13 protein-coding genes are annotated in these 13,152 nt (G+C 69.8%); 9 read left to right on the top strand and 4 right to left on the bottom strand.

Translation table 11 applies throughout. The features are described from left to right. Nucleotides 1-9: 9 nt before the first annotated feature. Genes OG579_RS21545 through OG579_RS21535 form a run of 3 tightly spaced genes read right to left on the bottom strand, consistent with a single transcriptional unit; the run spans nucleotide 10 to nucleotide 2,591 of the window. A complete protein-coding gene (locus tag OG579_RS21545; protein ID WP_045822154.1) occupies nucleotides 10-1,326 on the bottom strand; it encodes a sensor histidine kinase in 1,317 nt (438 codons plus the stop codon). Between the two features lie 31 nt (nucleotides 1,327-1,357). Then, nucleotides 1,358-2,035, bottom strand: a complete 678-nt coding sequence (locus OG579_RS21540; RefSeq protein WP_055791205.1) for a response regulator transcription factor — start codon at nucleotides 2,033-2,035, stop codon at nucleotides 1,358-1,360. Between the two features lie 16 nt (nucleotides 2,036-2,051). Continuing rightward, on the bottom strand, nucleotides 2,052-2,591 hold the full coding sequence (locus OG579_RS21535; protein ID WP_328857608.1) for a PH domain-containing protein: 540 nt from the start codon (nucleotides 2,589-2,591) through the stop codon (nucleotides 2,052-2,054). Between the two features lie 181 nt (nucleotides 2,592-2,772). On the opposite strand from OG579_RS21535, the gene OG579_RS21530 reads away from it, so the two are divergent. Then, nucleotides 2,773-3,444: a DUF6069 family protein gene (locus OG579_RS21530; RefSeq protein WP_328857607.1), complete on the top strand. Its 672-nt coding sequence runs from the start codon at nucleotides 2,773-2,775 to the stop codon at nucleotides 3,442-3,444. Here OG579_RS21530 and OG579_RS21525 read toward each other — a convergent pair whose 3' ends face one another. After that, a complete protein-coding gene (locus OG579_RS21525; RefSeq protein ID WP_328857606.1) occupies nucleotides 3,445-4,278 on the bottom strand; it encodes a biotin--[acetyl-CoA-carboxylase] ligase in 834 nt (277 codons plus the stop codon). 111 nt (nucleotides 4,279-4,389) lie between these two features. Between OG579_RS21525 and OG579_RS21520 the strand changes: the two genes are divergently transcribed. From OG579_RS21520 to OG579_RS21485, 8 genes are all read left to right on the top strand, one after another. Then, nucleotides 4,390-6,018 carry an acyl-CoA carboxylase subunit beta gene (locus tag OG579_RS21520; protein WP_328857605.1) on the top strand — a complete coding sequence of 543 codons (1,629 nt, stop codon included), beginning with the start codon at nucleotides 4,390-4,392 and terminating at the stop codon, nucleotides 6,016-6,018. A 113-nt stretch (nucleotides 6,019-6,131) separates the two neighbouring features. Then, the gene (locus tag OG579_RS21515) at nucleotides 6,132-6,386 is read left to right on the top strand and encodes an acyl-CoA carboxylase subunit epsilon (protein WP_328857604.1); all 255 of its coding nucleotides are present in this window, start codon (nucleotides 6,132-6,134) and stop codon (nucleotides 6,384-6,386) included. After that, nucleotides 6,383-7,033, top strand: coding sequence for a Maf family protein (locus tag OG579_RS21510; RefSeq protein ID WP_328859319.1), 651 nt, complete (start codon nucleotides 6,383-6,385; stop codon nucleotides 7,031-7,033). Before OG579_RS21515 ends, OG579_RS21510 begins: the two co-directional genes overlap by 4 nt. 112 nt (nucleotides 7,034-7,145) lie before the next feature. Next, the gene (locus tag OG579_RS21505) at nucleotides 7,146-8,267 is read left to right on the top strand and encodes an ATP-binding cassette domain-containing protein (RefSeq protein WP_328857603.1); all 1,122 of its coding nucleotides are present in this window, start codon (nucleotides 7,146-7,148) and stop codon (nucleotides 8,265-8,267) included. Further along, complete coding sequence (locus tag OG579_RS21500) at nucleotides 8,264-9,115, top strand: ABC transporter permease (protein ID WP_328857602.1); 852 nt, start codon at nucleotides 8,264-8,266, stop codon at nucleotides 9,113-9,115. The genes OG579_RS21505 and OG579_RS21500 overlap by 4 nt, the downstream gene beginning before the upstream one ends. 54 nt (nucleotides 9,116-9,169) lie before the next feature. After that, entirely contained in the window at nucleotides 9,170-10,543 is a 1,374-nt protein-coding gene (locus OG579_RS21495; protein WP_328857601.1) for a hypothetical protein, read from the top strand. Nucleotides 10,544-10,548: 5 nt separating this feature from the next. Next, nucleotides 10,549-11,844, top strand: a complete 1,296-nt coding sequence (locus OG579_RS21490) for a glycosyltransferase (RefSeq protein ID WP_328859318.1) — start codon at nucleotides 10,549-10,551, stop codon at nucleotides 11,842-11,844. Between the two features lie 161 nt (nucleotides 11,845-12,005). Continuing rightward, on the top strand, nucleotides 12,006-12,983 hold the full coding sequence (locus OG579_RS21485) for an alpha/beta hydrolase (RefSeq protein ID WP_238981201.1): 978 nt from the start codon (nucleotides 12,006-12,008) through the stop codon (nucleotides 12,981-12,983). The last annotated feature ends 169 nt before the right edge of the window (nucleotides 12,984-13,152 follow it).

Here is a 13,152-nt window from a genome sequence, read left to right as displayed (position 1 = left end):
AACGACGCCTCAGCGTGGCTCGCGGACGGCCACCGCCACCCGATCACGCGGACCGGTGAGCGGCCCGCCCTCGCCGGTCGGTACCACGATGCTGAACGTCGCCGGACGACGGGTCGTCAGCTCGAGTCGCCCGCCGTCGGCCTCGACCAACGCACGCGCCAGCGACAGTCCGACGCCGCTGGAGCCGGCCGCGGAGTACCCGCGGCGGAAGATCAGCTGCACGCGGTCGTCGGGGACGCCGGACCCCTCGTCACCCACCGCGACCCGCAACATGCCCGCCCCCACCAGTTCGGCGACCTCCACCCGACACACCCCGCCGCCGTGGCGCAGGGAGTTGTCGATGAGCACCGAGACCGCCTCGCGCAGCCGGCTCGGGGTCGCCCAGGCGGTGCTCTCGCCCGAGTAGGTCACCTCCAGCTCACGCCCGGCCTGGTGGAACGACTCGGTGAAGTCCCGGACCAACGGATCGACGGTGCCGTGGACGTCGATCGGCCCCGTCGGCAGCACGGCGGAGTCGCGGGACACCGCGATCAGCTCGTCGAGTTCGCGGTTGAGTCGCTCGACCTGCTCGTGTGCCGCCTCGGCCTCGTCGACGACATCGGGGTCGGGATGCAGGGAGAGCTCGTCGAGCCGCAGCTGGATCGCGGTGAGACGGCTCCGTAGCTGATGGGACACCTCGCCGACGATCTCGCCCTCGCGTTCGAGGCGCAGCGCGATCTCGCGGTTGGCGACCTCGAGCGCGCTCGACACCCGGTCGAGTTCGACGATGCCGTGCGATTTCCACGCGGAGTGGAAGTCGCCCTGCGCCATGCTCGAGGCACGTTCGGCGAGTTCCTCGAGGGGGTCGGCGAGGCGTTTCGCGGTCACCGCCGCGACGACGGTGCCGGCCGCGACCGACGCGGTGAGGACCAGGGCGACCACGCCCACCGCGGTCCACTGATTGCCGCGCACCTGCGACAACGGGATCTCCATGGTGATCGCGCCGGCGTCGCCGAGGCTCACCGACTCGCTCACCGTCGCGCCGTCGAGGGTGTCGCCGATCGCGGTGCGGTCACTCTCGCCGGGCGCCGCCGGGTACTCCAGTTCCAGACGACCGCCCGCGGGGAGCAGGAGACGGAACGGGGCGGTGTCGAGGGCCACGGCGTTCGGCCCGCCGTCGGATTCCTGGTCGATCAGCTCACCCGACACCCGCTTGAGCCGCTGGTCGAGATCCTGATGGGCGAGGTCGTCGACCCACCACCACGCGGTGAACATCAGCGGCAGCCCGAGCAGGAACCCGATGCCCATCACCATGGCGATCATCGACAGCAGGATCCGTCTGCGCACCGCGCGCCTCTTCTCGGTCGGTGATGGGGATTTAGTCGGGATCGAACCGGAAGCCGACACCGCGCACGGTGACGATCCGCTTGGTGCGACCGGCCTGATCGTCCCCGATCTTCCGCCGCAGCCACGACACGTGCATGTCCAGGGTCTTCGACGATCGCAGATCCGCCGATCCCCACACCTCGGTGAGGATCTCCTCGCGGCTGACCACCTCGCCGCCCCGTTCCATCAGGAAGCGCAGCAGGTCGAACTCGCGGTTGGCCAGCGTCGCGTCCTTGCCGCCCACCAACACCCGACGACCGCGGGCGTCGAGTTGGATGTCGCCGGCCTCGAGCACCAGGTCGACGCCCTGCTTGCGGCGCAGCAGCGCGCGCACCCGGGCCAGCAGCTCGGCGAGTCGGAACGGTTTGCCGACGTAGTCGTCGGCACCGGCGTCGAGTCCCACCACGAAGTCGACCTCGTCGGTGCGGGCGGTGAGCATGAGGACGGCGAGTTGCGGCCGCGCGGCGCGCACACGACGGCACACCTCGAGGCCGTCCATCTCGGGCAGCCCGAGATCGAGGACGAGCAGCTCGAACCGGTTGTCGCGGGCCCGTTCGAGCGCGTCGGGTCCGGTCGTCACGATCTCGCACCCGTACCCCTCGCGGGTGAGTGCACGGGCCAGGGGCCCGGCGATGGCCTCGTCGTCTTCGGCCAGCAATACGTCGGTCACGAGAACACGGTACGGATCAGCGCCGTCGACCGCCGTCGAACCCGTCCCCGGGCCGCGTGCCGGACTCGGGGTCGAACACCTCGTGGTAGAGCAGCGAATGGACCTTCTCGACCTGCGGGATGTCGTCGAACGACAACGGATCCTCCGACGCCGACTCGATGATCAGGGTCCCGGTGCGCAGCATCCGATCGATCACGCCGTGTCGGAACTCGACGGAGTTGATCCGCTGCAACGGGATGTCGATGCCCGACCGCGTGAGGATCCCGTTGCGGAAGGTGACACGCCGGTCGGTCAGGACGAAGTGCGTGGTGCGCCAGGAGATCAGGGGTCGCAGGAAGAACCAGACGACCACCACCGCCCACACGACCGCGATCACGATCCACAGCACCGACCGTGTCGATCCGGAGAGATCACTCGAGGTGTAGCCCGCGGCGACGCCCGCGAGCGCGGTGACCACCAGGAAGATCAGCGTGGGCACGATCAGGCACTTCCAGTGCGGATGACGGTGCAGGACGACGTGCTCGCCGTCGGCGAGGATGTTCTCCGGGTACCCCATCGGTGCGCCTTTCGCCAGGTGTCCGCGCGGGTGCGGCGATGATGAGGCTAGCCGTAGATCGGACATCGCGGGCCCCGTGTCGCGGTGTCGGCGGGTGCCGACTCGCTACACTCGGGCGACGATCGCTCCGAACCGAACGCCGGTCCCGGCGGCGGGAACACACCCGAGCGGGAGGCGCCCGATGAGCCCACGACCCCAGTACCCGAACGAGCCCGACGACCCGCGCACGCGCGCGTACGGCCAGGCCGACCACGACCCGTACCGGGCCGATGCGTACCGCGGGGACTCCTACGGCAACACCTCCGCCTACGCGGCCGACTCGTACGCGGCCGACTCGTACGGCAACGATCCCTACGCGCGCGACCGCTACGCCGATCCCTACCCGGCGCAGGCGAAGCGGGCCCGCGCGCCTCGACCGCCGCGGCGCGGACCGCAGATCAACACCGGACTGTTCATCGGCGGCGTGCTGGCGACCGCGGTCGTCACCGCCCTCGCGGCGTGGTTGATCGCGTGGATCATCCGGGTCATCAGCCAGCGCATCACCGAGACCGGCAAGTTCGGGGTCTGGAACCCGGTGTCGCAGGACGAGTACTGGTTCGCCGTCGTCGGGGCGCTCTGCGCGCTGCTCGCCGGTGCGCTCTGGTACGTGCTGCAGCTGACCACGCCGTCGCCCGATCAGTTCTTCAGCTGGATCGTGGGCCTGCTGATCGCCGCCGCGGTCCTGCTGCCCCTGCTGCTGTCGCAGGAGTGGACCACCGGCATCGGCACCGCGATCATGCACCTCGTGATCGGACTGCCCATCCTGTTCCTCATCTCCGCGATGGGTTCGAAGAGCGTGGAGAGCTACCGCTGATCAGCCCTGCGGTCGCAGATGGGTCACGTCGCCGGCGTTGACCGCGATCGCGGGCCCGCCGGACTCCGGTGTGATGACGATCCGTCCGGTCTCGTCGACGTCGGACGCCGTCCCGACCAGGGTCCTCGACTGCGGCAGGTCGACCCGCACGCGCGTCCCGAGCGTCCCGCACACCGCGCGATAGTCCTCGGCGAGCGCGCCGAGGTCGTGGGGCCATCGGGACAGTTCCCGCGCCATCGAGGCCAGGATCGCCCCGGCCAACCGTGAACGGTCCACCGATGTGCCGGTGACGAGGTTCAGCGACGTCGCCGTCGGTACGGGCAACGCGTCGGCCGACAGTCCCGTGTTGACGCCGACACCGACCACCACCGACCGTCGCACCTCCGGGGCCTGCGGGCCGTGCGCGAGTTCGGCGAGGATCCCCGACACCTTCAAACCCTCGACAAGTACGTCGTTGGGCCATTTCACCTGTGACGAGACGCCGGTGATCTCGGCGATCGCGGAGACCACCGCCACACCGGTGAGCAGCGGGATCCATCCCAGCGCGCCGGCCGCGGCCGGGCCGTGGGCGTCGACGACCATCGACATCGCCAGGTGGGTACCCGGGACCGACTCCCACCGACGCCCCTGCCTGCCCCGCCCGTCGACCTGCTCCTCGGCGATCAGCACCGCACCGACACAGTCCTGCTCGGCACAGCGGGCCACCAGGTCGGCGTTCGTCGACCCGGTGCGGTCCACCACCTCGATCGGACCCCACGAGGGCCCGGCGGCCGCTTCGACGGCGTCGGGCCGCACCGGCTCGAACGGGACGGGTTCGGGAGGCGCCGCAGACATGCGATCACCCTAGGCCCGGCGGGTCCACGGGGGCGTCGCCGACCAAACATGAGACACACTCAGGTTGGGTCGGTCCGCACGACCGAGCGTGCGCTCGTTAGCATCGTTGCCATGACGACTGCCTCGCGCGACGCCGACAGCGCACCCGACATCCACACCACCGCGGGAAAGCTCGCCGACCTGCGCGGACGCCTCGCCGAGGCCGCCGAACCGGTGGGGCCGGCCGCGATCGAGAAGGTCCACGAGAAGGGCAAGCTCACCGCCCGCGAGCGCATCACCCACCTCCTCGACGAGGGATCGTTCGTCGAACTCGACGCGTTGGCCCGGCACCGGAGCACCAACTTCGGGCTCGCCTCACGCCGCCCGCTCGGCGACGGCGTGGTGACCGGGTACGGCACCATCGACGGCCGCGAGGTGTGTGTCTTCAGCCAGGACTCGACGGTGTTCGGCGGCAGCCTCGGTGAGGTCTACGGCGAGAAGATCGTCAAGGTGATGGATCTCGCGGTGAAGACCGGCCGACCGCTGATCGGCATCAACGACGGCGCCGGCGCCCGCATCCAGGAAGGCGTGGTGTCCCTCGGCCTCTACGGCGAGATCTTCCACCGCAACGTCCGCGCGTCGGGTGTCATCCCCCAGATCTCGCTGATCCTCGGTGCCGCCGCCGGTGGCCACGTCTACTCCCCGGCGCTCACCGACTTCGTCGTCATGGTCGACAAGACCAGCCAGATGTTCATCACCGGCCCCGACGTCATCAAGACCGTCACCGGCGAGGACGTCACGATGGAGGATCTCGGCGGCGCGCAGACCCACATGTCGAAGTCGGGTACGGCGCACTACGTCGCCTCCGACGAGGAGGACGCCCTCGACTACGTCCGCGAACTGCTCGGGTACCTGCCGAGCAACAACCGCGGCGGGGCTCCGCGTCTGCCCGTCGACCAACCCGCGGCCGGGTCGATCGAGGACACGCTCACCGACGAGGACATCGAGCTCGACACCCTCATCCCCGACTCGCCGAACCAGCCCTACGACATGCACGAGGTGATCCGCCGGATCCTCGACGACGACGAGTTCCTCGAGGTGCAGGCGGGGTACGCCGCGAACGTGATCGTCGGGTTCGGTCGGGTCGACGGCCGCAGCGTCGGGATCGTCGCCAACCAGCCGACCCAGTTCGCCGGCTGCCTCGACATCAACGCCTCGGAGAAGGCGGCCCGGTTCGTGCGCACCTGCGACTGCTTCAACATCCCGATCATCACCCTCGTCGACGTCCCCGGCTTCCTGCCGGGCACCGAGCAGGAATACAACGGGATCATCCGCCGCGGCGCGAAGCTGCTCTACGCGTATGGCGAGGCGACCGTCGGCAAGATCACCGTCATCACCCGCAAGGCCTACGGCGGCGCGTACGACGTCATGGGCTCCAAGCACATGGGTGCCGACGTGAACCTGGCCTGGCCGACGGCCCAGATCGCGGTCATGGGCGCCTCGGGCGCTGTCGGGTTCGTCTACCGCGGCCGCCTCAAGGAGGCCGCGGCCAACGGCGAGGACGTCGACGCGTTGCGTCTGCAGCTGCAGCAGGAGTACGAGGACACGCTGGTGAACCCGTATGTCGCCGCCGAGCGCGGCTACGTCGACGCGGTCATCCCGCCGTCGCACACCCGTGGCCAGATCGCGACCGCCCTCAAGCTCCTCGAGCGCAAGATGGTCTCGATGCCGCCGAAGAAGCACGGGAACATCCCCCTGTGAGCGCAGCGAACGAAACCGATGTCACTGTGAGCGCAGCGAACGAGCCTGATGTGACTGTGAGCGCAGCGAACGAAACCGATGTCACTGTGAGCGCAGCGAACGGAGATGACGCCGTGAACGACACCCCTGACACCGACGCGACGGCCTCCGACGCCGCGACACCGGCTCGTCCGCTGTTGCGCATCGTCGGCGGCAACCCGACCGACACCGACGTCGCGGTGCTCGTCGCCGTGCTGGCCGGTGCCGGCGGGAGCGACGACAGCGGACCGCCGCCGGCGCGGGACCTGTGGGGCACGCCGACCGATCGCCTGCGTCCCGCGTGGCCGCTCGCACCGAACGCCTTCCCCAACCTCACCTTCGGCTACTGAGTCCGCAGCCACCGGTCGTCGTCCTCGGGTCGGCGTCGCCCGCCCGGTTGCGGGTGTTGCGCGCCGCGGGTCTCGATCCGCGGGTGATGGTGTCCCATGTCGACGAGGACGCCGTCGTCGCCGAACTGGGTCCCGACACCGCCCCGTCGACGGTGGTCACGCGTCTCGCGGAGGCGAAGGCCGACGCGGTGGCACGCATGCTGGTCGACTCCACCGACGTCCCGCCCGACGCGGTGGTGATCGGCTGCGACTCGATGCTGCTCCTCGACGGTCGTCTGAGCGGCAAACCCCACACCGCCGACGTCGCCCGCGCGCACTGGCGTTCGGTGCGCGGACGATCCGCCGAGTTGATGACCGGGCACTGCGTGCTGCGGGTCTCCGCCGGCTCGGTGACCGCCCGCGCCCGGGAGTCCTCGTCGACGGTCGTGCGTTTCTCCGACGCCGACGACGCCACCATCGACGCCTACGTCGCCTCGGCCGAACCGCTCGAGGTCGCGGGCGGGTTCACCCTCGACGGTCTGGGCGGATGGCTGATCGACGGCATCGACGGTGACCCGTCGTCGGTCATCGGGATCGGCCTGCCGCTCGTGCGCCGGCTTCTCGGCGAGGTCGGGGTCGCGGTCGCCGATCTGTGGTCGACGGGATGACACCGGTCACGATCGCCGGGTTCCGGACCGCTCCACCGCGTCGGTCGGGCGGCCTCCCAGTACCCTGACGGGCGATGACGTCATGGGAACGACGTCGGGGGAGGTCTGCACCATGTCGATTCCACACGGGTCACCGTGGACGGACGGGGAGAGCCCGCCGGGGACGACTGCGCGCGTCGGACGCCACGCACGCCGCGACCCCGAGCCCGACCCGACTCCTGTCGAGACCTCGTACGTCCGCCCGCCGCTGCGGGATCCGATCCATCTTCCGAGCCCCGATGCCGCCACCAACGGTCCCCCGGCCGTCGATGTCGTCGGACTGACCAAGGTGTTCGGTGGCCGCCGCGTCGTCGACGAGGTCGACTTCTCGGTCCCCGCCGGAACAGTGTGCGGACTGCTCGGCCCCAACGGGGCGGGTAAGACCACGATCGTGCGGATGATGGCGACGCTGCTGCGTCCCGACGCCGGTCACATCAGCGTGCTGGGACGCGATGCGGTGTCCGACTCGACGGCCGTCCGGTCGGTCATCTCGCTCACCGGGCAGTACGCCTCGGTCGACAACGACCTCACCGCGCTGGAGAACCTCGACATCTACGGCCGCCTCGTCGGCCTGCGCGGATCGCAGGCGCGTCGCCGCGCGGCGGAGTTGGTCGAGCAGTTCGGGCTCACCGATTCCGCGAAGCGCCCCATCGCACAGTTCTCCGGCGGTATGCGCCGGCGACTCGATCTGGCCGCCAGCATGATCCGCCGGCCCGCCCTGCTGTTCCTCGACGAACCGACCACCGGTCTCGACCCGCGCACGCGCACACAGCTGTGGGAGATCGTGCGCGACGTCGTCGCGGCGGGCACCACGGTGGTGTTGACCACGCAGTACCTCGACGAGGCCGATGCCCTCGCCGACCAACTCGTCGTGATCGACCACGGCCGGGTGGTGGGGCGCGGTACCCCGGAGACGCTGAAGAAGCAGGTCGGCACCTTCACCCTCTCGGTCCGACTCTCCGACCCCGGGCACGGCTCGACCGCCGCGAACACCATCGAGGGTCTGCTCGGCCACCCCGTCGACATCGACCGTCGTACCGGCGAACTCACCGTCCCGGTGCCCGATTCGGCCCGCGCGGCCCAGGTGATCGCCGCGTTGTCCGACCGCCGCATCAGCGTCGACGAGTTCGGGGTGCACGCGCCGTCGCTCGACGACGTGTTCCTGGCCCTCACCGAGGAACGGCGGCCCACATGACCACCGACGCATTCGGTCGCCTCGACGCCGTCGACGACCTCGAGAACCGCTTCACGACCATCCCGATGGCGACGGTCACCGAACGGGTCGGGTTCGGCAAGGCCGTCCTCGACACCCTCACGCTGGCACGACGCGGCCTGCTGAAGTTCAAGCACTCCCCGCAGCTGCTCGTCGACGTCATCGTCGTCCCGATCATCCTCACGGTGCTGCTCGGGACGATCTTCGGCGGCGTCGTCGCCGGCAGCGTCGCGTCCTACCTCCCGCTGCTGGTGCCCGGGGTGCTGGTCAACGTGGCCGTGAGCTCCACCGTCGTCGTCGGGATCCAGTTGCGACAGGACATGGACAAGGGCCTGATGGACAGGTTCGTGTCGCTGCCCATCTCGCGCCTGGCACCCCTGTCGGGTCTGCTGGTGGCCGCGCTGCTGCGCTACCTCATCGCCGGGTTCATCACGATCGGCGTGGGCCTGGCCATGGGGTACCGCCCGGGCAGCATCCCCGGCGTGGTGGCGTCGGTCCTGCTGGTCGTGTTCTCCGCGTTCGCGCTGAGTTGGGTGTTCGCCCTCATGGGCGTGATGCTGTCGAAGATCTCGGCGGTGCAGAGTTTCTCGGCGCTGATCCTCACCGTCCTGGGCTTCATGTCCAACGCGTTCGTGCCGACACAGACCATGCCGGCCTGGATGCGCACCATCGCCGACCTCAACCCGGTGTCGCAGCTGGTGTCGGCTGTGCGCCTGCTCGCGGGCGAGGGTCGGGTCGACTCCCACCTCGCGTACTCGGTGATCGGATCGCTCGTGCTCATCGCGGTTCTCGCGCCGTTGACCGTCCGGATTTATCTGCGCAAGCTCTGATCGCTAGGCTCCCACTCGTCTCGTCCGTCCCACGGGACGGCAGACGTCCCAGCCGTGAGAGAGGTGGACGCCACGATGCCCTCGGTGTTGCGCACGACCGTCGACGACGACCTGTTCATCCGCATGGATCGCGCCCTCGGGGTGCCCGTGGTCAACCAGGCCGTGTGGCGACTGCACTCCCTGCCGTCGGACGCCGAACTCGACCTGCTCGCACAACGCCTCGCCGTCGGTCGCATCGGACGTCTGCTCCGCCGCAGCTCGTTGCCGTTGGTCCGCGACCACTGGGTCGCCGAACCCACGCGATCGGGCGGCCGGGTCGTCGACGACACCCCGGTGCCCGAGGGCGGTGTCACCGCGTGGATCGACGCCGCGGCGTCGACCCGGTTCGACCTGACCGAGGGCCCGGTGTGGGAGCTCCGATCCGCGCCCCTGGAGCAGGGCGGCGCGATCGTCACCCTGTGCGTCGCGCACGCCGCCGGGGACGGCGCACTGATCGTGCGCGCGATCCTCGATGCGTTGAGCGGCGACGACGCCGGCCGCTTCGACGCGCGCTCGCCGTCGGTGTTCGAGCAGGCCCGCGACGCGACCGGCCAGGCCGCCGCCATCACCACCAACCTCGCGGCGCTGGCCACCGACCTCGTGACCCGCCGCGTCCGTCGCGACCCGGATGAGACCGCGACCCGGGCGGCCGTCACGGCGAAGACGAGCCGGACCGTCGATGTCGATCCCACCGCCGCGGAGAACGACGGCGCGCTGGCCCCGCTGTGCATCACGAGCGTCCCGACGGAGGCCTGGCGCGCCGTGGCCGCCGAGGCCGGCGGCTCTAGCAACGCCCTGTTCGTCGCCATCGTGCTCGGCATCATCGTGGCCAGTGGCCGGGTGGGGGCCGACGACACGGTCCGGATCTCCATCCCGATGTCGCTGCGCACCCCCGACGACGACCGCGCGAACGCCACGACCGGGCTGTCCCTCGACATCCCGGCGTCGGCAGCGCTGGAGAAGGACCTCGGGGTCATCCGAACCCTGGCCAAGGAGGTCTATGCGGTGGGCACCGGCCGACCGAGCACCTTCGTCCGCCTCCAACCCGCGATGCAGGCTCTCTCCGACCGCACCGTTGCGGCACTGAGCGGTGGGGCGACGACCCCGTTGGCGCTGGCCTCGAACCTCGGGACCCTCGACGGCCAGTTCGCCGGCCTCGGCGACCCCGACCGCGCCAACGGCGTCGTCACCCGCTCCACGACCCAGGCCGTGACCGCCGCGAAGTTGCGGTCGCTGCGCGGCGGGCTGGCCGCGTGGACCAACGAGGCCTGCGGGATCACCACCCTCTCGGTCATCGGTCTCGATCCCGACGGCCTCGGCCGCTCCACCCTCCCCGACATCGTGCACGCCGAGTTCGCGCGCTGGTCACTCGAGCCCGAGGACTGGTGAGCCCGATGCGGGTGGCGTTCGCGCTCAACGGGAGTCGCGGTGACGTGCAGCCGGGCCTGGCCGTGGCGAAGGCCCTGACCGAACGCGGCCACGACGTGGCCGTCGGCGTACCGGAGAACCTGCTGGACTTCGCGGGCGAGCACGGGGTCGACGCCACCGTGTTCGCCCCCGACACCGCGGACCTCCTGGCCTCGCCGCTGGTGCAACGCGACCTGAAGTCGCGCAATCCGCGTACCCGCTCGCGCGCGCTGCGGGAGGTGACCGGGTTCGGCGCGACCGCCATGGACGAACGCTTCCTGGAGATCAGTGACGGCGCCGACCTGGTGGTGACCGGGTTGATGGGTCAGGAGCGCGCGGCGACCATCGCCGAGTACCGCGGGGCACGGTATGTCCCCCTGCACTACTGCCCCATCCGTCCGAGTCGCAGCGTGCCGGTGCCGTTGGGGCCACTCGCCCACCTCGCCGCCGTCCCCCGTCTGAGCGTGGCGGTGTGGCGCGGTGTCGAACTGGCCTACTGGCACCTGTCGGCGAAGAGTTCCGACGCCGCGCTCCGGAAACGCCTCGGGATGGCGCCGGCGAGCGGTCCGCTCGCCGATCGTCTCGCCGACGCCGAGACCCCGGAGATCCAGGCCTATGAACCGGGACTGTTCCCCCGGCTGGCCGACGAGTGGGGTGCGCACCGTCCGATGACGGGGTTCCTCACCACGGCACCCGACAGTGCGGACACCGGTGCCGACGACGCCGCCACGTCGGCCTGGATCGATGCCGGCCCGGCGCCGGTCTACGTCGGGTTCGGCAGCATGCCGCTGACCGACGCCGCGGCGACCGTCGGCGCCGTCGTCGAGGCGTTGCGAGACCGCGGGAGGCGGGTCCTCGTCGGCGCAGGACCGAACCTGGCTGCCTTGACCGAACCCGGGTCGACCGAGCCGGGATCGATCGATGGGAGCCCGGACGTGCGGGTGGTCGGTTCGGCCGACCACGCCTCCGTCCTCCCCCGGTGCGCGGCCGCGGTCCACCACGGCGGCGCGGGCACCACCGGTGCGAGCCTGCGCGCGGGACTGCCGACCCTGGTCGCGGCCTTCAGCGCAGATCAGCCGATGTGGGGTCGAGCGATCGTTGATTCCCGACTCGGCGCGACCTGCCCGGTCGGGCGATTGACCGATCCGGCCGTTCTGGCGTCGGCGCTGTCGGCAATTCTCGACGACGATGTCGCGAATAGGTGCTCGGTGTTCGCCGGTGCGATGATCGACCCCGAGACGGCAGCGAATGCCGCAGTCGAGACGATGGAGTCCGCACTGTGACGTCTGTCGGCGAATTCCATACTCGTGTCGATCGTTTCGCTCGCCTATGAGACACTGTGGCCTGACTCACGTAAAGGAAATCCATGCCTTCTGAAAGCTCTCGCGCGGCGCGCACATCTTCGTCTACGGACACCGGCTTGCCGCGTCGTTCGCGAAGGTTTGTGACATTTCTCAGCGTCGCACTCGTCTCGTTGTTCTTCGGTACATCATTGAGTGCAGTCGCGTCGGCAGCCCCCGGTGTCTCCTCTCTCGAGAAGGTGGAATCGGAGGGACCCAATCAGTTCGCCGCATACATCTACTCGGCGTCGATGGCGAAGACGATCAAGGTGCAGGTGCTGGTTCCCGCCGTCGAACGCGGACCGCGCCCGGTGCTGACGATGCTGAGCGGCCTCGGCGAAGAGGACCCGAACAACAGCATGTGGTTCCGCAAGACCGACGCGAAGGACTTCTTCCGGGACAAGAACGTCACCGTCGCGTTCCCCCTCGCCGGAAACGGGAGCTTCTACACCGACTGGCAGCGTGACGATCCCAAGCTCGGGCGGTACCGGTGGGAGACATTCCTCACCAAGGAGATGCCCCCGCTGATCGATGCGCGCTTCAACGGCAACGGGATTCGCGGGATCGCGGGCCTGTCGATGGGTGCGGGCTCGGCACTGATGCTCGCCGCCCGTAATCCCGGGTTCTTCCGTTCCGTCGGCTCCTACAGCGGCTGCTACTCCACCGCAGACCTTCTCTCACAGGGCATCCCGCGCGGTGTCGTCGCGGCCTTCGGCGGCGACGCGAACAACATGTGGGGCCCGCCGAACAACCCGGCATGGGCCGCCCACGACGTCCTGTTGCGGGCCGAGGGCCTGCGTGGCAGCACCGTCTACGTGTCGTCGGGCAGCGGACTCCCCGGTCCGTTCGACGACCCGAAGTACCCCGGCAACGACAACCCGACCGATCGCTACATCATCGGCGGCGGCATCGAGGCCGGAGCCAACTTCTGCACCCACCGGCTCGCCGACACCCTCGCCGCACGGCGCATCCCGGCGACGTTCGATTTCGAGGCCCACGGCACGCATTCCTGGCCGTATTGGCAGGTGCAGATGAAGCGCAGTTGGCCCATTCTTTCGCGCGGCTTGGGCGTTACGGGATAACGGAAGGCGACTTTCCTGTTACGTCCTGTCGCACGCCGGACATATTCCCCGCATCGGAGCGGGGGATATGTCCGGAAGCGTCTGTGAATCCCACGACGGCGTGGGATCCGACCATTAAATATCGACGATGTTCGCGTTAGTCTCTCGGTAGTGTGCCGGGGGTCCGACC

The sequence above is a fragment of the Williamsia herbipolensis genome (genome assembly GCF_036153515.1).
Classification (GTDB): domain Bacteria; phylum Actinomycetota; class Actinomycetes; order Mycobacteriales; family Mycobacteriaceae; genus Williamsia_A; species Williamsia_A herbipolensis.
The sequence above is the reverse complement of the archived record's forward strand: the minus strand, read 5'-3'. Positions and strand labels throughout refer to the sequence as shown.